Origin of the sequence: Secundilactobacillus collinoides DSM 20515 = JCM 1123, assembly GCF_001435975.1 — a bacterium.
Taxonomy (GTDB): Bacteria; Bacillota; Bacilli; order Lactobacillales; family Lactobacillaceae; genus Secundilactobacillus; species Secundilactobacillus collinoides.
This window is the reverse complement of sequence record NZ_AYYR01000013.1, coordinates 305,106-330,170: the sequence shown is the minus strand read 5'-3', so window position 1 is coordinate 330,170 and position 25,065 is coordinate 305,106. Positions and strand designations below refer to the sequence as shown.

The 25,065-nt window shown below is 45.6% G+C and carries 30 protein-coding genes, 1 tRNA gene and 1 other annotated feature; of the genes, 28 read left to right on the top strand and 3 right to left on the bottom strand.

Annotated features, from left to right (window positions below; all coding sequences use genetic code 11):
* Positions 1 to 124: 124 nt before the first annotated feature.
* On the bottom strand, positions 125 to 298 hold the full coding sequence (locus FC82_RS16430; RefSeq protein WP_065101469.1) for a DUF3042 family protein: 174 nt from the start codon (positions 296 to 298) through the stop codon (positions 125 to 127).
* Positions 299 to 407: 109 nt separating this feature from the next.
* Here FC82_RS16430 and miaA point away from each other — a divergent pair, with 109 nt between their 5' ends.
* From miaA to FC82_RS03950, 7 genes are all read left to right on the top strand, one after another.
* A complete protein-coding gene (miaA, locus tag FC82_RS03980; RefSeq protein ID WP_191982791.1) occupies positions 408 to 1,331 on the top strand; it encodes a tRNA (adenosine(37)-N6)-dimethylallyltransferase MiaA in 924 nt (307 codons plus the stop codon).
* Between the two features lie 80 nt (positions 1,332 to 1,411).
* Positions 1,412 to 1,795, top strand: coding sequence for a MerR family transcriptional regulator (locus tag FC82_RS03975; protein ID WP_054758708.1), 384 nt, complete (start codon positions 1,412 to 1,414; stop codon positions 1,793 to 1,795).
* 43 nt (positions 1,796 to 1,838) lie between these two features.
* Positions 1,839 to 3,179 (top strand): type I glutamate--ammonia ligase, encoded by a 1,341-nt coding sequence (gene glnA, locus FC82_RS03970; protein WP_056996262.1) that lies wholly within the window; start codon positions 1,839 to 1,841, stop codon positions 3,177 to 3,179.
* 278 nt (positions 3,180 to 3,457) lie between these two features.
* The gene (locus FC82_RS03965) at positions 3,458 to 4,342 is read left to right on the top strand and encodes a hypothetical protein (protein ID WP_056996261.1); all 885 of its coding nucleotides are present in this window, start codon (positions 3,458 to 3,460) and stop codon (positions 4,340 to 4,342) included.
* Complete coding sequence (locus FC82_RS03960) at positions 4,335 to 5,255, top strand: hypothetical protein (protein WP_054758387.1); 921 nt, start codon at positions 4,335 to 4,337, stop codon at positions 5,253 to 5,255. Before FC82_RS03965 ends, FC82_RS03960 begins: the two co-directional genes overlap by 8 nt.
* A gap of 74 nt (positions 5,256 to 5,329) precedes the next feature.
* Entirely contained in the window at positions 5,330 to 5,824 is a 495-nt protein-coding gene (locus FC82_RS03955; RefSeq protein ID WP_056996260.1) for a hypothetical protein, read from the top strand.
* A gap of 925 nt (positions 5,825 to 6,749) precedes the next feature.
* Positions 6,750 to 6,823, top strand: a tRNA-Arg gene (locus tag FC82_RS03950).
* A gap of 273 nt (positions 6,824 to 7,096) precedes the next feature.
* Here FC82_RS03950 and FC82_RS03945 read toward each other — a convergent pair.
* Positions 7,097 to 7,879 (bottom strand): hypothetical protein, encoded by a 783-nt coding sequence (locus FC82_RS03945; protein ID WP_056996259.1) that lies wholly within the window; start codon positions 7,877 to 7,879, stop codon positions 7,097 to 7,099.
* A 648-nt stretch (positions 7,880 to 8,527) separates the two neighbouring features.
* Between FC82_RS03945 and FC82_RS03940 the strand changes: the two genes are divergently transcribed.
* Positions 8,528 to 9,586 carry a zinc ribbon domain-containing protein gene (locus FC82_RS03940; protein WP_161939738.1) on the top strand — a complete coding sequence of 353 codons (1,059 nt, stop codon included), beginning with the start codon at positions 8,528 to 8,530 and terminating at the stop codon, positions 9,584 to 9,586.
* 389 nt (positions 9,587 to 9,975) lie between these two features.
* On the opposite strand, the gene FC82_RS03935 is transcribed toward FC82_RS03940, so the two are convergent.
* Complete coding sequence (locus FC82_RS03935; protein ID WP_054758398.1) at positions 9,976 to 10,296, bottom strand: heavy metal-binding domain-containing protein; 321 nt, start codon at positions 10,294 to 10,296, stop codon at positions 9,976 to 9,978.
* Between the two features lie 580 nt (positions 10,297 to 10,876).
* Here FC82_RS03935 and fabZ (FC82_RS03930) point away from each other — a divergent pair.
* The 20 genes from fabZ (FC82_RS03930) to nusB all read left to right on the top strand — a co-directional run bounded on the left by fabZ (FC82_RS03930) (position 10,877) and on the right by nusB (position 25,036).
* On the top strand, positions 10,877 to 11,320 hold the full coding sequence (gene fabZ / locus FC82_RS03930; protein ID WP_054758399.1) for a 3-hydroxyacyl-ACP dehydratase FabZ: 444 nt from the start codon (positions 10,877 to 10,879) through the stop codon (positions 11,318 to 11,320).
* A 70-nt stretch (positions 11,321 to 11,390) separates the two neighbouring features.
* Positions 11,391 to 11,849: a MarR family winged helix-turn-helix transcriptional regulator gene (locus FC82_RS03925; RefSeq protein WP_054758401.1), complete on the top strand. Its 459-nt coding sequence runs from the start codon at positions 11,391 to 11,393 to the stop codon at positions 11,847 to 11,849.
* An 11-nt stretch (positions 11,850 to 11,860) separates the two neighbouring features.
* Positions 11,861 to 12,841 carry a beta-ketoacyl-ACP synthase III gene (locus FC82_RS03920; RefSeq protein WP_054758402.1) on the top strand — a complete coding sequence of 327 codons (981 nt, stop codon included), beginning with the start codon at positions 11,861 to 11,863 and terminating at the stop codon, positions 12,839 to 12,841.
* A 37-nt stretch (positions 12,842 to 12,878) separates the two neighbouring features.
* Positions 12,879 to 13,124, top strand: coding sequence for an acyl carrier protein (locus FC82_RS03915; RefSeq protein WP_054706999.1), 246 nt, complete (start codon positions 12,879 to 12,881; stop codon positions 13,122 to 13,124).
* Position 13,125: 1 nt separating this feature from the next.
* Positions 13,126 to 14,085 (top strand): enoyl-[acyl-carrier-protein] reductase FabK, encoded by a 960-nt coding sequence (gene fabK, locus FC82_RS03910; protein WP_056996257.1) that lies wholly within the window; start codon positions 13,126 to 13,128, stop codon positions 14,083 to 14,085.
* Positions 14,082 to 15,011 carry an ACP S-malonyltransferase gene (locus FC82_RS03905; RefSeq protein WP_056996256.1) on the top strand — a complete coding sequence of 310 codons (930 nt, stop codon included), beginning with the start codon at positions 14,082 to 14,084 and terminating at the stop codon, positions 15,009 to 15,011. Before fabK ends, FC82_RS03905 begins: the two co-directional genes overlap by 4 nt.
* A gap of 9 nt (positions 15,012 to 15,020) precedes the next feature.
* Entirely contained in the window at positions 15,021 to 15,755 is a 735-nt protein-coding gene (locus tag FC82_RS03900) for a 3-oxoacyl-ACP reductase family protein (RefSeq protein WP_054758408.1), read from the top strand.
* An 11-nt stretch (positions 15,756 to 15,766) separates the two neighbouring features.
* Positions 15,767 to 16,996 (top strand): beta-ketoacyl-ACP synthase II, encoded by a 1,230-nt coding sequence (gene fabF / locus FC82_RS03895; protein ID WP_054758409.1) that lies wholly within the window; start codon positions 15,767 to 15,769, stop codon positions 16,994 to 16,996.
* Between the two features lies 1 nt (position 16,997).
* Positions 16,998 to 17,471, top strand: a complete 474-nt coding sequence (gene accB, locus FC82_RS03890) for an acetyl-CoA carboxylase biotin carboxyl carrier protein (protein ID WP_054758411.1) — start codon at positions 16,998 to 17,000, stop codon at positions 17,469 to 17,471.
* 218 nt (positions 17,472 to 17,689) lie between these two features.
* Positions 17,690 to 18,136 carry a 3-hydroxyacyl-ACP dehydratase FabZ gene (gene fabZ, locus FC82_RS03885; RefSeq protein WP_412778479.1) on the top strand — a complete coding sequence of 149 codons (447 nt, stop codon included), beginning with the start codon at positions 17,690 to 17,692 and terminating at the stop codon, positions 18,134 to 18,136.
* Positions 18,137 to 18,144: 8 nt separating this feature from the next.
* A complete protein-coding gene (locus tag FC82_RS03880) occupies positions 18,145 to 19,521 on the top strand; it encodes an acetyl-CoA carboxylase biotin carboxylase subunit (RefSeq protein WP_056996255.1) in 1,377 nt (458 codons plus the stop codon).
* Positions 19,522 to 20,379, top strand: a complete 858-nt coding sequence (locus tag FC82_RS03875) for an acetyl-CoA carboxylase carboxyltransferase subunit beta (RefSeq protein ID WP_056996254.1) — start codon at positions 19,522 to 19,524, stop codon at positions 20,377 to 20,379.
* Positions 20,376 to 21,137, top strand: a complete 762-nt coding sequence (accA, locus tag FC82_RS03870) for a carboxyltransferase subunit alpha (protein ID WP_054758415.1) — start codon at positions 20,376 to 20,378, stop codon at positions 21,135 to 21,137. Before FC82_RS03875 ends, accA begins: the two co-directional genes overlap by 4 nt.
* A gap of 127 nt (positions 21,138 to 21,264) precedes the next feature.
* Positions 21,265 to 21,341, top strand: a sequence feature (ribosomal protein L21 leader region).
* Positions 21,342 to 21,364: 23 nt separating this feature from the next.
* Complete coding sequence (gene rplU / locus FC82_RS03865) at positions 21,365 to 21,673, top strand: 50S ribosomal protein L21 (RefSeq protein WP_054758417.1); 309 nt, start codon at positions 21,365 to 21,367, stop codon at positions 21,671 to 21,673.
* A 15-nt stretch (positions 21,674 to 21,688) separates the two neighbouring features.
* Positions 21,689 to 22,018, top strand: a complete 330-nt coding sequence (locus FC82_RS03860; protein ID WP_054758419.1) for a ribosomal-processing cysteine protease Prp — start codon at positions 21,689 to 21,691, stop codon at positions 22,016 to 22,018.
* A gap of 25 nt (positions 22,019 to 22,043) precedes the next feature.
* Positions 22,044 to 22,340, top strand: coding sequence for a 50S ribosomal protein L27 (rpmA, locus tag FC82_RS03855; RefSeq protein ID WP_054758421.1), 297 nt, complete (start codon positions 22,044 to 22,046; stop codon positions 22,338 to 22,340).
* 84 nt (positions 22,341 to 22,424) lie between these two features.
* Positions 22,425 to 23,489 (top strand): M24 family metallopeptidase, encoded by a 1,065-nt coding sequence (locus FC82_RS03850; protein WP_056996253.1) that lies wholly within the window; start codon positions 22,425 to 22,427, stop codon positions 23,487 to 23,489.
* An 85-nt stretch (positions 23,490 to 23,574) separates the two neighbouring features.
* Entirely contained in the window at positions 23,575 to 24,135 is a 561-nt protein-coding gene (gene efp / locus FC82_RS03845; RefSeq protein WP_054758423.1) for an elongation factor P, read from the top strand.
* Between the two features lie 41 nt (positions 24,136 to 24,176).
* A complete protein-coding gene (locus FC82_RS03840; RefSeq protein WP_056996252.1) occupies positions 24,177 to 24,620 on the top strand; it encodes an Asp23/Gls24 family envelope stress response protein in 444 nt (147 codons plus the stop codon).
* A complete protein-coding gene (nusB, locus tag FC82_RS03835) occupies positions 24,617 to 25,036 on the top strand; it encodes a transcription antitermination factor NusB (protein WP_056996251.1) in 420 nt (139 codons plus the stop codon). Before FC82_RS03840 ends, nusB begins: the two co-directional genes overlap by 4 nt.
* Positions 25,037 to 25,065: the final 29 nt, after the last annotated feature.

Here is a 25,065-nt window from a genome sequence, read left to right as displayed (position 1 = left end):
AAGACAATAAAAAACTGGCATTGGCGTGATCACCAATACCAGAAATTTTACAGCCATTTTATCGCATGACACCCTTCTGCTCCAGTCTTTAACCGGTTTTCTTCACGCTCTAATTCTTCACGCTCTAATTATGAGCCGATCGACTCTTTCTTGCTGCTTTTTTACGGTTGTCTTCAAAACGTTGTTCTTGGTCTTCGATGGGTTCGACGATTTTCTTTTTGAAGGATAGGATGGCACCGGCTACTGCACCTAATGTGGCCACTGATCCAAAAAGAAAGCCCTTTGCAAAATGTTTCATTGAGAAAGCCCCCTTAACAAGTTAGAATATAGTTTGTGTTAGTTATATTATGCAGGTTTTTACAGTAAATATCCAGTATCAGAAGTTTAAATTATAGCGGAGTGACATTATGAAGAAAGTTATGGCCATTATTGGGCCAACGGCGGTTGGAAAGACTGCCTTATCCATTCAATTAGCTCAGAAATTTAATGGTGAGGTGATCTCAGGCGATTCCATGCAAGTGTATCGTGGGTTAGATATCGGGACGGCTAAAGTGACGGCTGAAGAAAAACAAGATGTCCCACATTATTTGATAGATATTAAAGAACCGAATGAGCGCTACTCAGTCGCGGATTTTGTGACCAGTGCTGAGGCCTTGATCGATGAAATCACTGCGCGTGGCCACTTACCAATGATCGTTGGTGGTACCGGCTTCTATCTCAAGGCCCTGCTGTATGATATGACCCTTGGTGGCGACAAATATGAGCCGTCAGAGACCGTTCGGCGCAAGTGGCACCAGTTTGCTGAAGCAAATGGTCAGCAGGCCTTATGGGACCATTTAGCGGGAATTGATCCGGAGGCCGCTCAGAAGATTCCGGTTTCAAATGAACGACGTGTTGTTCGTGCGCTTGAAGTCTATGAACGCACCGGTATCTTATTTTCCCAACAGCAGTCCGGCACTCAGTTACGTTACGACCCGTTGATCATTGGTCTCAATACTGACCGGGCACTGTTATATCAGCGCATTAACCAGCGGGTGGATCAAATGCTTGACGAAGGCTTAGAAAACGAAGCTCGCCAGCTCTTTGACGCTGGCGGCGAGCAATTTGCGGCGGGAAAAGGCATTGGTTATCGCGAATTCTTTCCGTATTTTAATCTTCAGCAGACATTACCTGACACTGTGGCGCAAATTAAGCAGGATACCCGGCACTATGCCAAACGGCAACTGACTTGGTTTCGTCATCAGGTACCTGTCACATGGTTCGATATTGTCCAGCATCCTGAGCAATTACCCGCGATTCGGGAGACTGTTTCACAGTGGTTACAAAATTGATGTAATAAAATCTTACATGAGTTCTTGACATCGTGATTTACCGTGGTATGATAAAATCATGAAAAGGAGGTGTGAATGTGATGACAGAAAAGGAGTTACAACGTTCAAAGTCCGTGCTACCCATCGGAACGGTCATGCGGTTAACTGAATTATCCGCTCGTCAGATTCGTTACTATGAGGAGCAGGGACTGGTGATTCCCACACGTACTGAAGGTAATCGGCGCCTGTACTCGTTAAATGATATTGACCGACTGTTAGAAATTAAGGATTATCTGACAGAGGGCATTAACATGGCGGGTATTAAGGAAATTTATGATCAGCAGCGTAAACGGGCTGCCGAACGTAAAGAAGAGACCCTTACCGACAATGACGTGCGGCAGGTCCTTCATGATGAATTTCTTAACATTAGCGGAATGGAGCGAACTTCTGGGACATCATTACATTCCCAGAAGCCTCTCGAGTAGTAAATAATGTTGCGTTCAAACAATTCTTTTAAGGAGAGATTTTATGCCAAAACACGATTATACTAAAGACGATATCCGTCAAATGGCCGAAGATGAAAATGTTCAATTTTTACGGTTAATGTTTACAGATTTATTTGGGACGATCAAGAACGTCGAAGTGCCAATTTCTCAATTGGGGAAGCTGCTGGATAACAAATTAATGTTTGATGGCTCTTCCATCGACGGTTTCGTTCGAATCGAAGAAAGTGACATGTATCTTTACCCAGACTTGTCAACTTGGATGATCTTCCCTTGGAGCAGCGAACGTGGCAAGATTGCCCGTGTCATCTGTGAAGTTTACACCCCAGATGGCAAGCCATTCCCTGGCGACCCACGGAACAATTTGATCCGTGTGTTAAAGGATATGCGTGATGCAGGCTTCACTGACTTTAACATTGGCCCTGAACCAGAATTCTTCCTCTTTAAGATGGACGAAGACGGCAAGCCAACTACAACCTTGAACGATAGTGGTTCATACTTTGATATGGCTCCAATGGACTTAGGTGAAAATTGTCGGCGTGAAATTGTGTTAACCTTGGAAGAAATGGGCTTCGATGTTGAAGCTGCGCACCATGAAGTTGCACCAGGCCAACATGAAATCGACTTTAAGTACGCCGATGCCTTGACTGCTGCTGATAACATTCAAACCTTCAAGCTGGTCGTTAAGACTGTTGCTCGTAAGTTTGGGCTATATGCAACGTTCATGCCAAAGCCTTTAGCCGGGATCAACGGTTCTGGGATGCATTTGAACATGTCACTGTTCACTAAAGACGGCAACGCCTTCTTTGATGAAAAGGGCGACATTCAATTATCTGAAACAGCCTACCACTTCTTGGGCGGCTTGTTGGAACACGCACGCAGCTTTACTGCTATCTGCAACCCAACAGTTAACTCATACAAACGATTGGTTCCAGGTTACGAAGCCCCAGTTTACGTGGCATGGTCAGGTTCTAACCGGTCACCACTGATTCGGGTACCAAACTCACGCGGCCTTTCAACCCGTTTGGAACTCCGGAGTGTTGATCCTTCTGCTAACCCATACTTAGCCATCGCTGCTGTTTTGGAAGCCGGCCTAGACGGGTTGAAGAAGCAGTTAGTTCCTGAAGAAAGTGTTGACCGGAACATCTACCGGATGGACGCTGAAGAACGGACTGAAAACCACATCACTAATTTGCCAGATACTTTGCACAACGCATTGAAGGATCTGTCAGCTGACGAAGTGATGAAGAAGGCAATGGGTCCTCACTTGTTCCCAAGCTTTATTGAAGCTAAGAACTTGGAATACGATGCTTACCGCACCCAAGTTTCCAAGTGGGAACGTGATCAGTACCTTGAATTGTACTAAACACATCCTTTAAAAGAATTGCATAACTATTAATAAAACTGAGACACGCTGACGATTGTTGGCGTGTTTTTTGTCACAAACCCATTTTTTTTGCGGGTCTGTCAGATCAGTTATTAATGACGACGAAAGGCAATTGTATTCAAAATGACGATGGGGTGCTTGAGTTATCGATTGTAAGTAAAAAATATCTGTAATTTTATCTAAACCGCTTTATTATTTGGTCAGTTTCCGTTAACATTAAATTAGCTACATATGAGAAAAGATAAACGAGGGATAATATGCAAAATAGTGAAGAAAACCAACAAGAGCTCAAACCAAGTGAGACCCAGCTTGACCTCTCTATAACGCAAAAGATTACCTATTTACAAACGTTGCAGAAGGCCTTACACGATGGTGACGACCGTCAGATCTATGAGTTGATCGACAAGGTCCGTTATTCTCGTGAAATTAAGAAGTCGAGGTCAATTACCAAGGCAGAAGATTTGTCGAATTTAGTGGATGATGTCCACGCGCAACTGAGTCATTATTTGAGTCAGAATTTAATTGAATATCTTGGCAAAACGTACCCGTTTTTCTACTATGATGAAATCGCTGAGGGGCAGTTTGATATTTACTTCGGTAATTGGTGGGATCGGCGTCTTTTTGGTCAGCTCGATGTGTTGAACGTCGCCTTTAAGTTTGACGATGATGAATATGGCAAGTTAAAGAAAGCGTTTGAATTAGACGCGATGCACCAACGGTATAATACTGAAAATATTGCGGCTATTACCGCTAAGAGTGCCGAATTGCAGGAACTTATTAACCATCAAGACGAACGGGATCAAGAAAAAGAGGGGCTTCGCGCGCAACAAAAAGAAGTCAGTCAAAAGAGTACCATGCCTTGGGATTCCGGTAAGGTCAAGGAAGAACGTCAGGGCATCATCGATAAGCTGACCCAGTTAGCTGACGAGGACGAATCTGCCATGAATGCATCGAAAACGATTAAGGAAAACGATGATCGCATCTTGGAATTGTCCAAGGAAGACACCATTCTTAATTACGAAAAACAGAGCATTCAAAAAACGTTTGACGACTTTACACACTTTGAATCCCATAATTCGAGTCTGTACACCGATTATTTGACGAATCTGATTGGGAAAGGTCAGGTGATCTCAGATGATTAATGAAAATGATCCGTCCACATTAAGCACGAGTGGTCGCCTATTGTCTTATAACAGTGCGGTTAAAGAAGGCCTGCAGACTGGGTTGAAATTTACTGAACTGATGGATAAGCTGATCAGCACTAAAGATGCAGATGTCTTGGTCAGCTCAGCACAGGAATTGTCCACGTTTGTCTTGGATACGGACTACGTGACATTTCCGCACCAGTACAACACGCCGGATTATTATCTGATCTTTATGAGCCGGTTGTTGGAACTGCACGGCAAGGATAACGTCATCACGCTGCAGTCCCACGAAGACCAGCATTTGACCCAGCAAATTGCTTCGCTTGAAGATAAGGGTGTTTTCTCCTTTACAATTGCTAACGATGGCACCGGTGGTGTTTACTATCAGGAACAGGTTACTGGTGAAACAATCTTCTACCTGAACCTGCAACGCAAGATGTTGCGGATAAACAGCGCCGCAATTACGAAACTATTTGTGATTACCTACCATGAGCAAGTGGCCACCGACCAAATTTTGGAAACCACACAACTGTTTATGGACTTTGGGTCGTCACTAAAAGAAGATTACGGGTTCAGTGTGGACTTCAATATTCTGGACACTAGCAATAACGAATTTTACGCCTTTACAAACAGTAATTTGTCTGATGAAGTCGTTGATAAGTTATTCGTCGCTGCTGCTAAGGAAGACTACATGCTAATGCATTCAAGCGATGGGGCAGTGTTGGAACTGCCTAATCAGGTGACGTTACACATTACCAGCAAAAACGCGAAGTGGGGCATGACTGTTCATGATGATGAAGAGGCGACCTCTTGGTTCAAGTTATTGTTGGATTACCCATTTGTTCGTGAGTGGTATTTGGAAAACTTAGGTGATCTGGAAGTGAAATCAGATCCATTGGTATTTGGATAGGAAAGTGAATCGGGGAGCAGACGCGCAGTGTGCTTCCTTTTTGAGTTAATTCAGAATAGAAAGAAGTGTTAAGTGTGGCACTTGATCTTGCCAAAATGCTGCAGACCGCAATTCAGCGGCGGAATCAATTTTTATATGAAAACGATATTGCAATTTCTTCGGACGAAACAATGCGAGGCAACTATGTGCGCTTGGATGTGGCGTTAGCTGAACTTGCCAATGCCATGGGGTGGTTTGAATTGACCACGACGCCGAAGACGGCTGATGAAGAAACGACGTTACGAAACGCTTATTTAAAGGCCATGGACGGCTTTTTTCAGGTGGCTGCAAAGCAGACCTGGTCTCAGTTGATCGTGCAGTCTGACGATAAACTAGCTGCTTTAACGTCAGCCCGAAAGGCGAAATCGCTCAGTCAGCAATATTTATCCATGAAACAATTTTTATACGATGCATTTTTGAAACATGAACAACCCGCTTTCGAACATGCTTGGCACCTCTTCTTAAAACTTGGCTTGGTCGACCTTGGCTTTGCTGGCGAAGAATTGGAACAGGCTTTCCTGGCAGAATAATCATTCAATACAAGCAAAAAACGTGCGTTGCAAGATTAGGTTGCAACGCACGTTTTTTTAGGTTCATGATGGGATACCCCATCGGCAACAGTTTAGGATCAGTACCAGTCTAACTAATGTGCAACTTGCTTAATATCGAACTTGCTCCCTGGCGCTTGTTAGATGCAAAATGCTTGGGACCGGCAACTTTACGGGTATAACTTTGATAATATTCGTATGCGCCCGCAATGATAAATAGAAAAACGATAAATGAGACAAAAACCATAGCGAACCCCCCTAAGAGAAGATAAAGATTTCAATTGTGTTACAACTTTATTATTCATTTATCTTGCGAAAATAGCAAGCAAAAGAACTTCCCTTTAACAAATCATAACCTTTTTAGTTGTACTTAATGGTATTTAAACAACAGTTAAGATGTGCTGTACAGGGGACTAGTTGGTAATATTCCTTAAATACTTGTATCACCATAATGACCGGTAAAATAGTATTTTTGTTCATCTTTTGACGTTACAAAAGGTTACTTTGAAAAATAAACAATGGTTGTCAAATATTTTGACAGGGCTGGATCATTATCATTGACCAAATCATGATCGGACATGGTCGCTACAAAAAAGACGAGAATTTTACAATCTCCAAGTTCAATTTTGATATCGCCAGTAGGACTGTAATCTTATGGTAATAATTTGGCCGTTGTATTGGCGTTTCTTCCTTATGATGTGAATCTAACTAGAACTCCGCATTTGAGCGATGATTCGGAACCAAATTGGTTGAATATTTTTGTTCTTTGATTGATATTTATTGAAGAGAGGACTTGCTGGTGATTGTTAAAAATGTGCTCTCGCGAGTTATTTCAGGAAAAGCCTGCTAAATCACGTTGACTTAAGGCAGGGTATCTTTTATAATTATACATGTTCGTTATGATGCTGTCGCAATAGCTCAGCTGGATAGAGCAACGGTCTTCTAAACCGTAGGTCGAGGGTTCGAATCTCTCTTGCGACATAGAGATTGTTATTTGGAAGCTATTTTTTAACGTCGAGGGATCGGCGTTTTTGTTTTGCTCAAAATAATTCAAAAAGAGCACCAGCAAAAAACAAACCTGAGATGCAGAGGTTTGTTTATATACCTGCTCTAAGCTAAAAAGTAATTGTAATGATGGAAAACAATGTGTTCATTCGATCTAAAGCAACTTGTATAATGCAAACAAATAGTGATTTTTTCATAATGTCTACTTTGCCGAACGCTATCAGGCAACGTTCCATGACTTAATACTAGTTACAGTGAGATGTCGAATGTTTTGTACCAATTTTCATCGCTGTCGTCATTTGTTTCGTAGCTCATGTCCCATTGCAAACGAAATGTGGTTATTGCCTTGGCGGATTTTAAATCAGGAATTTCATAGTATACGTAACCAGATTTGGTTACGCCAGAATTAATATCGCCATCAATACCTTCAGTATAATCTTCAGCTTCAACTTGAATACCTGTATTTGTTGTCAAGGTTCCTAAACCCGGAAAAGCGCTTATATCCCGGCCAGCCTTGATTATATAATGAATTCGTACGATACCATTTATATTGTGGCCATCATATGATTTATATTTTCTGACAGTATAAACGTTGATTCCATCAATGTTTATAGTACTGTTGCCCCAACTCGAGTCTGTCCATGATGGGCTATAACTTTTTGAAGATTCAACATAATGTTTTGTTGAATCAAACGAAATAGTTTTTGGCACTGAAAACCAGCTATGATTGCTGGATGCGACTTTGTAAGTGCAATATTGATATTTGGCGTTCCAGTGGTAGGTTTTGGCAGTCGTAATCCCCCATGCATATCGGTTGGTATGTTTTGTATAGACGTAGTCGCCTTTGTGGAGAGTAAACGTCTTAACTCGTTTATATTTCTGCTTCACACTAACCCGTGATATTTTTGTCGTCTTGGTTACCCGAACCAAACGTGTTGTATTGTAGTAACTACTTGCTTGTGCTTGTGTCACGCCAAACAAACCAAGAGAGGCTACAGTAATTCCCAATAGAGATCCAAACCTGAAATTCATACACTCATCTCCCTGATTCAGCTTTTAACGTCTTCAGTTTTTGGACAACAAAAATAAGTTTAGCTTTTAAACTTGTTGGACTATTGCGGTATTCAAATCATATGCTGACTCACTTAAATATAGTATAGTCTTTTGTGACGGATATACGTATTGAATTATACGTTTAACTGGTTCGAATTAATTCATTTAGACTTATTCGTAGATGAGAATAGTCAGCTATACTTTTATTGATCGGAAATTAAAGGATAACTAGTGGGACATTTGGTAAGGACTGTCCGAATGGTGGCCTTTAAAGTATCACAAATAAGACAATCAATGCACATTAAATGTATGCTGCAATATTCAGTAAATTAAACCTTCTTTAAAGCACTGTTTCGGAACAACTAACTATGTAATTTTTACATTTGTGTGTTAAACAGACTGATATCTAATTGACGACTTTCCTAAAAAGTTAATATTCCATCAATCTTTTTTAGAACTATTGTCACTGCCGCATCGAGTGCGCTATATTGACGATAAGCAGGTTTCCAACATCTTTGTTTTAAAAGACGGATTCTGGAAACTGACTATAATATGAAAAGAGGGAAAGGGTGCCACACTTTTTCACTTCGCAAATCACTTTGCGAGTTGAAATGTGGCAATATGCTTATGAATGATCTTTATTGTCCTGATTGCGGTAGTCTAGTACCCAGTAATGCCCAGTTTTGTCCACGATGCGGGTTGCCAGTGAGTCAGATGCAGATGGGAAATACCTATCAACAGTCCTCACAGCTTGATACTGCTCAGTCGGCCACATCTCGAACTGCTGAGGCACAGAATATGAAACGGCGGACAAAACCATCACAATGGCAGAAATTGACCCCGTCACGGCATCATCTGGGTTTAGTCATTCGATTTATGCTGTCAAACTCATTGACACTATTGTTGATATTTGTGCTGGCGATTAGCCTGTCCGAGTTTCGGTGGTTGATCTTCGCCCTGTGGGTCATCTGCAGTTATCTTTATCCATTATTATTAAGCAAAGGAAGCTGGCCATGGGAACATCGTCTGAGTCATTGGGTGCATCAAGACGTTCGTTTTCAGGCCGAAGAGCCGATTGGTGATACAGTAAGTGCGAGGCAACCGCAGCAAGCGTCATCACAAGTAGGTTACGAGGAACCAGCACAAACTGATGATCAATCGGCATCAGCCAATCAGTCTAAAGTCCGTCAAGGGATTCGTCATTTGATGAGCCGAGTGCTCAACTCCGAACTCAAGCGTGGCATCATTTTCCTAGTGATCGGTGAACTTTTGAAATGGTTTGGTGCCGGCAGCTCAAATGAGTCATTAAGTGCCCAAATAACGGCTTTGATCGACAGCAGTACCACTAACTTTAAAGGCTACTGCGTCATTTTAAGTTATCTGCTGATCGGCTGGGGCGTGTTTGCGATTGGCGGTGGCCTCGTTAAGCTGATTTTTCATCATCAGCATGGCGGTCGCCTGTATAAACTTGCCGCGGTGGTCATTGGGATTTTAACCACGATTATTGTGTTTTATCTTTATGGGCATCCGGTCAGCGGCGGTTACCAGCTCACGACCAGCTTGATAGGCTCCAATATGACCACCAGTGGTTTATTGAATCTGATCAATTGGATACCGTGGGTGTTTGCGGTACTTTATTTGTTAGGCATTTTAAAGAATGCGTTGCGCCGCAATCGTTTCTTCTAATGACTGAAACGGCAATTGACTAAATCAGAAATGGCACGCAAAAATAAAGACGTTTCATCACGGCCGGTTTGGAAACAGACCTCGTGGTAAAACGTCTTTTTTAATCGCTGAAAACACAAAAAAACCGGCCACTCACTAGCCGGTTTCTAGGTAAAACATTCAAAGGATAATCGCAGTACAGAAGTCATTATAGCACAGATGATAGCGTTTTCAATAGGCCTTCTGAAAGAAGTTGTTTCTTCCTGAATATTGCCGTTACCTTAAGGTGCCAGTCGGTACTGATATCCCACGTGAAGGACTGGTATGACGGCAAACCAGCGATGACGATTCTGCTGTTTTGAACAATCTTCGTTTTCATAAAAAATTGAAACAGTCATTGAAAAACGTCTTTATTTGAACTTAACGGCTGTACCATAGGCTGCAACTGATTGCATGTCGGTGCCGATCGAGCCTGAATCAAACCGCATCATGACAACGGCATCTGCGCCTTGTTCAACTGCATTTGCTCGCAACCGTTCGATGGCAACATCACGTGCTTCAACCATCATTTTTGTGTAATCTTTGATTTCACCGCCGACTAAATTTTTCAACCCAGCGCCAACGTTGCGCACAATGTTTTTGGATTGTGTGGTCAAACCAAAGACTTCCCCGATGATTTCATAGTCCTGTCCGGGAATATTTTCGGTCGTTGTTACTAAAATTCCAGCCATAATAAAGGCCCCCTCAATTAGATTACCTTAAGTTTACCATGTGTATTTGTATCCTTGGAAGAAAACGCTTTTTTACAGGTCTTAACATCTAAGACTGACCACAAAAGGGCAGAAAAACACATCTGGATTGCAGGCTGTTGTTAATCGTGAATTTCATATAAGAAATGCTAAATTGTATTTAGAAATCAATTACTTTATGTTTAGCGTAGTTAAAAAATATCAGGGGGGAGGGCTAACTGGAAATACTTGAATTCGTCAACAAAATTGTGCCAATTTTTGACTAAAAATGCACCAGTAAATGACCAACATATCAACATGAGATTGTCCATCGATTGCCTGAGCACAGCTTGTCTTAAAGACTAGCTCATCGCATTTGTACCAACATTATGGCAGGTACTTTGAGTCTCAAAGAATAAATTTTAATAAAGTCTGATCAACCCTAATATTTAGGGGTTTTAAAACGTTGATATGCATGCATATTCACAATAAAACTTGACAAATTAGGGGCATTTATCATAACATACTGCCATCAAATACTTTGATGTTTGAAATACTTTGACAAGGATGTGTTAAACAGTACATGCAACTAACTTCTCAGGAAATTCAAACGTTGATTCCAAACCGGTTTCCCATTTTTTACATGGATGGTGTTACCGAGCTGACCCCTGGCGAGTCGATCACGGCAATTAAGAACGTCACTGCCGATGAGAGTTTTGTGAACGGTTATCGGCCTGGCGAATACATCATGCCGTCAGCGTTGATTGTTGAATCACTTGCACAAGCTGCTTCAATTTTAATTTTGAAGTCACCTGCATTTCAGCATAAAACTGCTTACCTCGGTGGCATCCGCAAGGCCGAATTTTTAAAGGATGTTAAGGCATCCAACCAGATAGCTCTGAAGGTTACTATGAAAAAACAGCGCGATAACATGGGCATTGTTTCTTGTGAAGCCGTTGTGGCTGACGAGGTCTGTGTCCGCGCTGAATTGATGTTTATCGTTGCCCCAGACGGGTCACAAGATTGACCACGCCATTGTTCACTGCTATTATTTTGATGATGAAACTATTTGATACTCAAAGTAGGTGGTGAGTGTGATGGATGCTGCGAAAACAACACGCATCAATGATTTATTAACGACTGTGTACAACGATATTCTGCGGGTTGAAGAACGGGAGCTTAAGAAGAGCCGTTTTAAAGACATTTCGATAAAAGAAGTTCACGCCATTGACGCGATTACAATGTACGAACATAAGACCACTTCGCAGGTTGCTAGGCAGCTGAAAATAACGCCTGGGACTTTGACGACCATGGTTAACCACCTTGTTCGCAAGGGATATGTCGTCCGGTTACGCAGTGATGATGATCGCCGATTCGTGCGGTTAGGATTAACGCGGCGAGGCCGGTTGATCTTTCGGGCGCACGAATCGTTTCATCGCCACATGATTCAGTCCTTCCTGCAGGATATGGACGATGATCAAGTGCAGCTCATCGAAAAAGCACTATTGAATCTTCAGGCCTTTTTGGAATATCCAGAGACCCGAACAGATAAGTAAGGAGTTTACTCATGGCAGGCATTAAAATTGTGCAAACTGCGCATGAAGTTCCTGACAAGGTCGTCACTAACGATGAGTTGAAGCAATATATGGATACCTCTGACGAATGGATCAGCAGTCGAACGGGCATCAAGCAACGCCATGTCACAACGACCCAGACCACTGCCGATTTGTGCGGTGCTGTGGCGGACCGGTTGTTGACGGATGCCGGTTGGTCGGCGGACTCGTTAGACTTCATTGTGGTGGCGACCATGTCACCAGATTATATGACCCCGGCAACGGCGGCCATTGTGCAGCACCACATTCAGGCAACGAATGCGTTTGCGTTTGATTTAAACGCAGCATGTTCCGGTTTTATTTATGGGCTGAAGGTTGCGGGTGACCTGTTAAAGGGTGGCCAAAAACGCGGCATGCTTATTGGCGGCGAAACGCTGTCCAAGCTTGTCGATTGGCAAGAACGGTCGACAGCAGTCCTATTCGGGGACGGTGCCGGCGGTGTTTTGCTGGAACGGGTCAGCGATGATGACCCGTCGCAGTTTATGTCATCTGATTTACAGACGCTGGGCGAACTTGGTGGCCGGCTCACTGCTGGGTACCAGCCGTTGACTTCGCCGTTTGCAACAGATGATACGGATGCGCACCAGCGGTATTTTGAGATGGACGGTCGGGCAGTGTACAAGTTTGCTACCCGGGATGTTCCTAAGTCGATCAATCGGGCGTTGCAGGCAGTTGACAAAACGGTTAATGACGTTGACTATTTTGTGCTGCATCAAGCAAATCAGCGAATCATCAATCAAATTGCCAAGCAGCTTGGATTGCCAATTGATCCGTTTTTATCAAACGTGGCGCATTACGGAAACACCTCGGCTGCAAGCGTTCCAATTTTATTGGACGAAGCAGTTCGAGCGGGAACGATTCAACGCGGTCAGCTGATCGCACTCAGCGGGTTCGGCGGTGGCTTGACCATCGGGACCCAGCTGATTGTCTTTTAAAAAAACTAAAACAAACATTATAGGAGAATTTAATATTATGACTAACGACGAAATCTTTTCAAAAGTACAGGCAATTATCGTGGACCAAACTGGTGAAGACGCAGAAAAGGTCACAATGACAACCAACATCAAGGAAGATTTAGATGCTGACAGCCTGGACATTTTTGAAGTGATCAACGAAATTGAAGACGAATTTGATATCAAGATCGAAACTGAAGAAGGTATCGACACCGTTTCTGATTTGGTTGGCTTCGTTGAAAAACAACTGAAAGAAGCTAAGTAAGATGCAATTAGATCCGTTTATGGCCTCGTTAGACCTGAAATATCCCATTTTTCAAGGCGGGATGGCCTGGGTTGCTGATGGGCGATTAGCGGCCGCTGTGTCAAACGCTGGCGGTCTTGGTATCATTGGTGCCGGACACGCTTCAGGTGAAATTGTCCAGAGTGAGATCGAAACAGCTAAGTCACTCACGGATCGGCCGTTTGGTGTCAACGTGATGTTGTTGTCACCGCACGTGCAGGATGTGGTTGACGTGATTCTGTCAGAAAAGGACAGTATCACTGTTGTCACGACAGGTGCTGGGGATCCTTCCCGGTATCTCGAGGACTTTAAAGCTGCCGACATTAAGGTGGTGCCAGTCGTTGGTTCCGTTGCCTTAGCAAAACGGATGCAACGGGTCGGTGCCGATGCCGTGGTGGCTGAAGGCATGGAATCCGGCGGGCACATTGGTAAGCTAACAACCATGGCGCTTGCACCACAAGTGGTTGATGCCATTGACATTCCGGTAATTGCTGCCGGTGGGATCGCCGATGGCCGCGGAATGGCGGCCGCCTTTATGCTGGGTGCGGTCGGGGTCCAGATGGGTACCCGCTTCTTGGTTGCTGCAGAGTCAAAAGTGCATCCTGACTACAAAAAGGCTGTGCTTAAGGCCAAGGACATCGACACCGTTGTGACTGGTGAATTTGCTGGTCATCCGGCACGAGTGCTTAAAAATAAAATGGCTAAACGCTTTATGAAGATTGAAAAGGCTGAAGCAGCAAAACCCGAACCTGACTTTACCGACGTTGAACAACTCGGTAATGGGAGTCTGCGCACCGCGGTACTCACTGGTGATGCCGAAAACGGTGCGTTCATGGCAGGTCAGGTGGCCGGTCTTGTGAAAGAGGCTGAACCAGCAGCCGACATCTTAGCTGACGTTTACCAACAGGCAATCAGCTTAATGGATGGTGAAAAAATAAAATGACAATTGCGCTATTATTTAGTGGCCAAGGGTCGCAAAAAACAGGGATGGGTCAAGATCTCTATCAGACGCAGACCAAGTACCGCGAAACGATCGACCACGCCAGCTCAGTGTTAGGCATTGATATGCCAGCACTTTACTTTGATGCTGATAAGACGGACCAGCTTAACGAAACACAGTATACCCAACCCGCAATCGTAGCCATGAGCATGGCGGTTTACCAAACGATTCAGGCTGAATTGGGCGACCAGGTTCAAGTTGGGCTTGGGTTGAGTTTGGGCGAATACAGTGCGTTAGCAGCGAGCGGCATGCTGTCCTTTGATGCCGCTTTGAAGCTGATTGCACTGCGGGGTCAGTTGATGCAGAGTGCTAGTGACGCCAACCCAAGCAAGATGGTGGCAGTGATGAACACGCCGCTTGATCTGCTTAATACTGCTGTCACAGCTGGCCAGGCTGCTGGCCGCGTTGCGGTTGCCAACGTGAACACCCCTAAACAGGTGGTGATTGGCGGTGACATCGCTGCCGTTGATGCCGTTAGTGACTACTTAACAGCTCACGATGCCGGCCGTCAGGTGACATTGAACGTTAGCGGTGCCTTTCATACGCCGCTCATGCAATCTGCTCAGAAGCCGCTGAACGTGGCGTTAGCGCAGGTGCAATGGCAGACTGGCAAGTTCCCGGTCATGAGTACGACCAAGTTGACCCCGTTTGAACCGGCAACCATCGTTCAAACGTTGACCGATCAGCTGGTCTCCACGACGCACTTTGCGGATGCACTGGTTCAGATTGCTGACAATGTTGATACTGTCATTGAGGTCGGCCCCGGTAAAACGCTGATGAGTTTCGCTAGGAAGACGGTTAAGGGCCTTAATTACTATCACATTGATAGTGCGGAAACACTTAGCGAGACCCTAGCTGCACTGGAATAGGAGTTTAACATGAATTTAGAAGGTAAGACTGTCCTTGTCACTGGGAGTACCCAGGGTATCGGGCTAGCAATCGCGCAAGCCTTTGCTGCCCAGGGTGCCAACATTGTCTTAAATGGCCGTCACGATGCTTCCGAGGACGCTATCAAGTCGATTCAAGACCAGGGCGTGACCTGCTGGAACTTCAGTGCCGACATCACGGATGAAACCGATGTTGGTGATTTGATTAAACACATTTATGCAGTTAGCGACCACTTAGACGTTGTTGTTAACAATGCTGGTATCGTCAATGACAAGTTATTGAATCGGATGTCGATGGCTGATTTTCAAAGTGTCGTCACAACCAATTTAACGGGAACATTTAACGTTATCAAGGCTTGTCTACGACCAATGTATAAACAGCGGGCCGGTGCCTTCATCAATTTGGCCAGTGTGATCGGGTTGACCGGAAACATTGGTCAAGCCAACTACGCCGCCAGCAAAGCCGGTATCATCGGTCTGACCAAATCCGTTGCCAAGGAAGCTGCCATGCGCGGTTTGCGTTGCAACGCGATTGCGCCGGGCATGATCGATACGGCAATGACGGCTGATCTCAGCGACAAGGTCAAGGAAGGAATCCTAGAACAGATTCCGTTGAAACGTTTTGGAAACGTCGCTGAAGTTGCTCAAACAGCAATCTTTTTAGCACAGAATGAATACATTACCGGTCAGACCATCACTGTTGATGGCGGCCTGACCATGCAATAAGGAGCGAGATTATGCCAAGAGTTGTGATTACAGGAATGGGTGCCGTAACACCTGTCGGAAACGATGTTGAGAGTTTTGTCAGCAGTTTGACAGCCGGCAAGGTTGGGTTTAACCCCATCACGCACTTTGATGCCACCGAAACAGGTGTTACCTTAGCGGGTGAACTGACGGATTTTGATCCGCTGCAACGGTTGAAAAAACGCGACTTGCGGCGGATGGATGGTTTTAGCCAGTACGCCATGTACGCCACTGGTGAAGCCATGGAACAGGCCGGAATTAACGAAGATAACACAGATTCAGAACGTCTTGGTGTCATTTACGGCTCTGGTATCGGTGGTTTGACGACCATTCAAGAACAGGTTATCAAAATGCATGATAAGGGCGCTGATCGGGTATCGCCAATGTTTGTGCCAACGGCCATTTCAAACATGGCTTCAGGCAACATTGCTATCCGCTACAATGCGCAAAATATTTGTACGACCATCGTTACGGCGTGTGCCTCTGGGACCAACGCCATTGGTGAAGCCTTCCGTCAAATTAAGGATGGGCGCGCTGATGTAATGATCACCGGTGGGGCCGAAGCGTCAATCAACGAAATTGGGATTGCCGGTTTCGCTGCCCTGTCGACGTTATCAAAAGCAACGGATCCAGAAAAGGCATCACGGCCATTCGATGCCGCTCGTGACGGGTTTGTCATGGGTGAAGGTGCCGGCACACTGATTATTGAATCCTTGGAACACGCCCAAGCGCGCGGAGCCGAGATTTTGGGTGAAGTTGTGGGCTACGGGTCAACGTCTGATGCCTATCACATTACTTCACCAGATCCAGCCGGAACTCAGGCTGCCCGAGCAATGAAACTTGCCGTTGAAGAAGCCGGGATCACCCCTGCCGATGTGGACTACATTAACGCCCATGGTACGGCAACAAAGGGTAACGATAGTGCTGAGTCGCTGGCCATCAATAAATTGTTTGGTGAAGACAGTGATGTGCTGGTCTCAAGTACGAAGAGTATGACTGGTCATCTGTTGGGCGCTGCTGGCGCTATTGAAGCAGTGGCCACGACAGCAGCATTGCAATCCGGTAAATTGCCGTTGAATGTCGGCATTACTGAACAAGATCCTGAATGTAAGGTCAACCTTGTTACTAAGGCGAACCAAGACACGCCAGCAGAATATGCCATTAGCAATTCATTCGGCTTTGGCGGTCACAACGCAGTCTTAGCCTTCAGAAGGTGGGAGTAAGATGACGATTGAAGAAATTCAAACGATTATCAGCCAGATCAACGATAGCGACATTCGTGAGGTTGAATTAGACTATCAGGATCTGCATTTGTACCTCAATAAAAACAAGCAGTCTCATCACCGCAATCAGGATAATGATCCTGTCGTTCAGGTAGAAACGCCAAAGGTGCAACCCGCTGCGGTGGCAACCCCGACGGATGAACAAACAGTGACGCCCGTGACTGAACAAGCTGACAATGATGAGACCATTAAAGCACCGCTCGTCGGTGTGATCTACCTGCAAGCTTCACCGGATAAACCGGCGTACAAACAGGTGGGCGACCACGTTGAAAAGGGTGATGTCGTCTGTGTCATTGAAGCGATGAAGATGATGACGGAGATCAAGAGCCAAGTCACTGGGACGTTATCGAAAGTACTAGTTGAAAATGAAGAAGTGGTTGAGTATGATCAGCCGCTGTTCAAAGTAACACCATAACAGTATGTATATATTATAGAAGTAAAAGTTTTGAATGACTTATCGGCAACGGCCGTTAAGCCAGTATGCGGCTTAGCGACTGAGGTTGGGACAGGGAATTTTGTTCTGACCTCTTCATTATAGCTGTGACTGGTGGAGTGTTCGTTGTTCGCTGGTGTTGAAACGTGTGTCGGAGGAATTATCCCCCGTCGCATACTCTTAAGAATGAGGTGACTATCGTGTCAGAAGAAACAGATTTGCATTCATTAGATGTCGTTGAAATTCAAAAAATCCTGCCGCACCGTTACCCAATGTTATTGATTGACCGTGTGTTGGATTATGTCCCAGGTGAAAAGGCAATCGCGAAGAAGAACGTCTCTGTAAACGAAGCCTTCTTTCAAGGCCATTTTCCTGGTAACCCTGTGATGCCTGGTGTCCTGATCGTCGAAGCAATGGCGCAGGCAGGTGCCATTGCACTGCTTACGATGGATGGCTTTAAGGGTAAGACCGCGTACTTTGGCGGTGTTAACAAAGTGAAATTTCGCCAAATGGTTAAACCAGGAGACACGTTACGGTTGGAAGTCACGTTAGATAAAATTCGCGGCAATGCTGGTTTGGGTCATGGGACCGCCTACGTGGAGGATAAAAAAGTCTGCTCGGGCGACCTGACCTTTATGATTGGGTAGGTGAGTGCATGTTTAGAAAAGTATTGATTGCCAATCGCGGGGAAGTTGCCGTGCGCATCATTCGGGCTTTACGGGAACTTGGTATTCAATCCGTGGCGGTTTATTCCACTGCTGATGCCGATGTGCAACACGTTAAGCTGGCCGATGAAGCTGTTTGTGTGGGTGGCCCGCAACCAGCTGACTCTTATTTAAATATGCAAAATATTGTCAGTGCCGCAATTTTGACCGGCGCCGAGGCCATCCATCCCGGGTACGGCTTTTTATCCGAAAATGAAGAGTTCGCAGAGCTGTGTGAAACTTGTCAAATTGCCTTCATTGGTCCGAAACCGGAAACCATTCAGTTAATGGGCAATAAAGCAAATGCCCGGATCCAGATGCAGGCTAACGATGTCCCAGTGATTCCCGGTAGTACCGGGTTCCTGAAGGATGTTGATGACGCCCTGGCAACAGCTGAAAAAGTTGGTTATCCCGTTATGCTCAAAGCTGCCTCTGGCGGTGGTGGTAAAGGTATTCGTAAGGTACTGACACCAGACCAACTCAAACCAGCATACGATGAAGCGACTAAGGAAGCACAACTGTCCTTCGGCGATTCGCGGATGTATCTTGAAAAAATTGTGTCGCCGGCTAAACACATTGAAGTTCAAGTGTTTGCTGACGATTCCGGTCACGTTGTTGCTTTCCCAGAGCGGGATTGCTCGCTGCAACGCAACCAGCAAAAAGTGATGGAAGAAAGTCCCTGCGCCATCATGACACCGGCCGAACGCCAGCGTGTTCAAACGATTGCCATTCGTGCTGCTAAGGCCATCGGCTACCGAAACACGGGTACCATTGAATTTTTGATGAATCAAAACCATGAATTTTACTTTATGGAAATGAACACCAGGATTCAAGTGGAGCATCCGATTACCGAAGCAGTAACCGGTGTTGATCTCGTTAAGGAACAGATTCGGGTGGCAGCTGGCGAAACACTTTCGTTTACGCAGGCTGATCTGACAATTCATGGTGCTGCTATCGAAGCACGGGTCAACGCGGAAGATCCTGCACTTGACTTCATGCCGCAAGCGGGACTGGTCAAACAACTCCGCTTACCTGGCGGCCCCGGCATCCGAGTGGATAGTGGAATCGCAAGCGGTGATCAGATCACGCCGTTTTATGATTCGATGGTCGTTAAGCTGATTGCACACGCTGATACCCGCGACGAGGCGTTTGCTAAACTACGCGAAGCTCTTGCTGAATTTGAAATGGACGGAATCGCATCTAACCAGTTGTTTTTATCAGCACTGCTGGATGATCCGGTCGTCAAACAAGGCGAAGCAACGACGAATTACATTATGACCACCTTCTTACCTGAATTCCAGAAACAGCATGTTCAGGAGGTGTCCTAGATGAACTTTGGGGAACACGTGAAGCGTTTTTCATCACGTTCTGTATCCATTTTAAAGCACTACGAAGCCCAGGTGCCAAACGGTATCTGGATTCAGTGTCCCCGTTGCCACACCAGTTTCTATTTCAAGCGGTCTGGTCAGTACCGGGTCTGTCCTGAATGCGGCTATGGGTTTCGGGTGTCTGCCAAGCGGCGGTTAAAAATGATTACGCGACACTTCGAGGAATGGGATGCGGATATCGTGTCAAAGGATCCCATCGATTTTCCCGGTTATGACAAAAAACTCAAAAAAGCGCAATCAGCCACACATTTGAAGGATGGCGTGCTGACTGGGCTAGCCAAGATCGATGACCAACCGGTAGCACTTGGTATCATGGATCCGCTCTTTATCATGGGCAGTCTTGGTACTGCTAATGGGGAACGGCTGACCCGCTTGTTTGAACGGGCAACGGAAAAGCAATTGCCGGTTGTTTTGCTGACAGCTTCGGGTGGTGCCCGGATGCAGGAGGGGATTTACTCCCTCATGCAAATGGCCAAAATTTCAGTTGCCGTGAATGAACATGGTGATGCTGGCTTGGCTTACATCTCGGTCATCATGGACCCAACGACTGGCGGTGTCACTGCCAGTTTTGCAACGCAGGCTGATATTACCTTGGCTGAACCGCACGCGTTGCTTGGGTTTACTGGTAAACGGGTGATTGAACAGACCATCAACAAACAGTTGCCGGATGATTTTCAGAGTGCTGAAAACAGTTATAAGCGCGGGTTCATCGACGAAATCGTCCCACGAGACAAGCTTGCTGGACGGTTAAGCCAATTGCTGCGAATTCTAGAAGCGCCAAAGTGGGGTGAGGCATAGTGAGTCAAGCATCAGACATCGTTGCGGGTTCCCGCAGCGACCAAAAAACCAATATGCAGGCCGTTGTAGATGCGCTGTTTTCTGATTTTTTTGCCTGTCACGGTGATCAAATCAGTGGTGATGATCCGGCCATTATTGCGGGATTAGCGACCTTAAAGGGTCACCCAGTGGCCGTCATTGCAACGGAAAAGGGAACCACTCTTGAAGAACGGATGGCAACCCACTTTGGCAGTCCAGAACCGGCGGGCTATCGTAAGTCGTTACGAGTCATGCGAATGGCTGAAAAAATGCATATGCCGATCATTACCCTGATCAATACTCCCGGGGCATATCCTGGCGCTGATGCCGAAGCAGCTGGCCAGGGTCAAATGATTGCCAAGAATATTCGTGAGATGCTGACGCTGAAAACGCCAATCCTTACAATTATCGTGGGTGAAGCAGGGTCCGGTGGTGCATTGGCTTTAGCCTGTTCAGACACGATTTGGATGCTGGAACACAGTATGTATGCGATCTTGTCGCCTGAGGGGTTTGCTTCCATTATGTGGAAGGATGCGCACCGGGCTGATGAAGCGGCTGAACTGATGCGGTTGACGCCAAATCAGTTAAAGGCGCAGCACGTGATCGACCGGGTATTACCGGATGAGAGCGTGCTTGACGAAAACTTCCAGCAAACAATGGCGGATGAATTAGCCAAACTGTCTGACCAAACGATCAGTACATTGCTAGCTAAACGGCAGGCACGTTTTAGAAGATTTTGATTGATTTTACAACGCAATTATTCCTATAATAATAGATGACGAAATTGAATTTGTGAAACTACCTGGTGATAGGGGTTGACGAAGCCCCTATTTTCATGTAAAATGCAATTTGTTGTATTTGTGGACTTCCACACTGCAACCGCACGGGCCAAGTTCCTAAGCGTGAGTTATCACCACTTGTTCTCGGCGAGTCTAAGTTATTACCAAATTGAAGGAGGTGCACATACATGTACGCAATTATTGTAACGGGCGGTAAGCAATACCGTGTTCAACAAGGCGAAGCTGTTTACGTTGAAAAGCTTGATGCTAAGGCTGGCGACAAGGTCACTTTTGACCAAGTTGTTTTCGTTGGCGGCGACACGACCAAGGTTGGTGCTCCATTAGTTGATGGTGCGTCAGTTTCTGGTACTGTTGAAAAGCAAGGCCGTGAAAAGAAGGTTATTACCTTCAAGTACAAGGCTAAGAAGGGTCAACACACCAAAGTTGGTCATCGTCAACCATATACCAAGGTTGTTATTGATACTATCAACGCTTAATGTAGGTGATTGATCTTGATTCAAGCGACATTTGACTACGACAACGGCAGCCGGATCATTGGCTTTAAACTTACCGGTCACGCGGATAGCGCGCCCTATGGCAGCGATATCGTGTGTGCTGCGGTTTCGGCACTGAGCATTAGTGCCGTGAATGGGTTGTCAACGGTTGCGGAAATTACCCCAGTGGTGGTTTCCAAGAATGACGAGGGCGGTTTTTTAAGCCTCCGGATGCCACCAGTTGATGACTACATGCAAGACCGAATCAGTCAGGCTCTGTTACAAAGCTTCTTAAATGGACTTTTAGATGTCGAAAAACAATATTCTGAGTATCTTCGGATCTCATAAACTACCAATATGGAGGTGAAACGTAATGTTAGAAATGAATTTACAATTCTTCTCTCACCATAAAGGGGGCGGTTCTACTGCCAACGGTCGTGATTCTGCTGGGCGTCGTCTCGGTACGAAGGCTGCTGACGGTTCAACTGTAACCAGCGGTTCAATTCTTTATCGTCAACGCGGGACGCACATCTATCCAGGTGCCAACGTACTTCGTGGTAAAGACGATACACTTTTTGCAAAGGTTGACGGTGTCGTTCGCTTCGAACGTAAGGGTCGCGATAAGCGCCAAGTATCCGTTTACCCTGCATCAGATGTTGCTGCACGTTAATCACAACATTTATCAAAAAGGCCCCGCGGGGTCTTTTTGTTTGTCAAAAAATATCCATGGGTCATGAATCGGAGGCGGATTGTTATGCAGGCAAGAATAGCAAAATTGCAAGCAAAATTTGATGAACTGCGAATCGATGGTTTTTTGGTCACAAACGCGGTCAACTTAAAGTATCTCATGAATTTTGACGGGTTACCCGGTGACGGTGTGGCAGTCATCACTAAGACCAAGGCATTCTTAATCACCGATGCGCGCTACGATGTTGAATTACGCAGTCAGCACCCCGACTATGACCTGATTATTACCCGGTATTACTTAAAAGAAGCCGCCAAAGTGGTTGCAGATCAGAAGGTGACTGTCCTAGGGTTTGAAGATGATCTGCCATACTTTGACTATGATCAGATCGATGAACAGATGACTTCAGATATTGTGCCCTTTACGGGTCTGGTTGACCAGATGCGCTGGGTCAAAGATGACGCTGAGCTTGCCGCACTCAAACAGGCGGCTGAGTTGACATCTGATGGGTTAATGAAAACAATTGAGACGCTCCACACTGGTCAGACTGAACGTGAGGTTGCCAATCAACTTGATGCGACAATGCGCCAACTGGGCGCGACTGGTGAAAGCTTTGCAACCATTGTTGCCAGCGGCTACCGGTCAGCGTTGCCGCACGGTGCTGCCAGCAACAAACAGCTAAAGGCTGGGGAGCTTATTACCATTGACTGCGGTTACTATTTCGATGGTTATACGTCGGACATTACCCGAACGGTTGCTTTGGGAGATCCCGGTGAAAAATTACAACGGGTCTACAAAGTGGTACAAGACGCGCAGCAAGCCATCATTGATGCCGTCCAAGATGGTGTTTCGGGTAAGCATTTAGACAAGGTAGGCCGGGCACTCATCACTGATGCGGGTTACGGCCCCGAATTTAACCATGGTACGGGTCACGGCATCGGTCTTGATATTCATGAAGGGCCGGCGCTTTCGACCCGGTCAGAGGACCTGATGCACACTAACAATGTGATCACGGTGGAACCCGGTATTTATTTAACTGATCTCGGTGGTGTTCGTATCGAAGACGACATTTTGGTCACACCTACGCGGGGTGTTCGTTTAACAACGGCGCCACGGGACCTATTAATCGTTTAAATAATAGAATAATTTAGCGGTCTAGCTTGCATTTAGGTGGGCTTAATTGCTATGATGGTAAAGGAAAAATTAGGAGGACTATCGTATGGCTATTTCTACAGCAGATTTTAAAAACGGTTTAACAATTGAAGTTGACAACGCAATTTGGCGGATCATTGAATTCCAACACGTCAAGCCTGGTAAGGGTGGCGCTTTTGTGCGTTCTAAGTTAAAGAACTTGCGGACGGGTGCCGTTCAAGAAAAGACGTTCCGTGCTGGTGCTAAGATGGAACAAGCCCCAATCAACCAACGTAAGATGCAATACTTATACGCTGATGGCGATTCACGGGTGTTCATGGACACTGATAACTACGAACAAATCGCCGTTCCTGACGAACAAATCAAAGATCAATTAGTATACTTGCAAGAAAACATGGAAGTTACTTTGATCCAATACGGTTCAGAAACTTTGGGTATTGAAGTACCCAACACCGTTGTTTTGACAGTTACTGCTACTGAACCTGGTATCAAGGGGAACACTGCTTCTGGCGGTTCAAAGCCTGCTACTATGGATACTGGTTTGATCGTTCAAGTGCCATTCTTTGTTAACGAAGGCGACAAGCTGACCATTAACACAACTGACGGCACTTACATTTCACGTGCATAATTAACGTTTTTTAACGTTTATTTGAAACGGAGGTTCATTAATTGGCTGAAGATACAAACATTACTTTAACAGCAGACGAACCCTCACTTGGCAATATTGAAATTGCGCCACAAGTGTTAGAAATCATTGCTGGCATCGCCGCAAACGATGTTGACGGTGTGGCCCGGATGCGCGGCTCACTAGCTAATAGTGTGAATGAACTGTTTGGTCGTAAGGAGCGCGGCAAGGGCGTTAAGCTCTCACTGTCTGACGATGACCTGCGAGTGGACGTTTACGTTTACCTTGACTACGGCGTTTCAGTGCCGAAGGTGGCGCTGGCTATTCAGGAACAAGTCAAGCAGCAGCTGCTCTTTATGACGGATCTCCACTTGAGTGAAGTCAACGTTCATGTTGAGGGTGTCATCCCTGAAAAAACAACTCAGGCGGTGGATCCAAACAACTTGTTTGATGACGATGATGAAAGTGAAGATGGTGAAAACAAGTGACGCAAGAATTAAACAGACACGATATCCGAATTCGCGCTTTTCAGACCTTGTTTGCGCTGAACGCGAATCCAGAGGCTGATAAGCAGGTGTTGTATCAACAATTGCTGACTGATGATGGCAAGCTTGAGTTGAAGGTTCCTGCTTACTTGGATGAACTGGTGTCGGGTGTTTTGGACAATCAAGCTGCGTTAGATGAAAAAATCAAGCAGTATTTGATGCAGGGTTGGACACTCTCACGAATTGCTAAAACGGATCTGGTTATTCTCAGGCTTGCGTTTTTTGAGATGGATAACGAACCCGATATTCCCAAACGTGTGGCGCTTAACGAGGCACTTGAACTGGCCAAACAGTTCAGCGACGACCGTTCACGCCGATTTATTAACGGTGTGCTCGCGCATGAAGTCGAGTCAAATTAAGGGCAACACACGAATAAAAAGACCTTTCT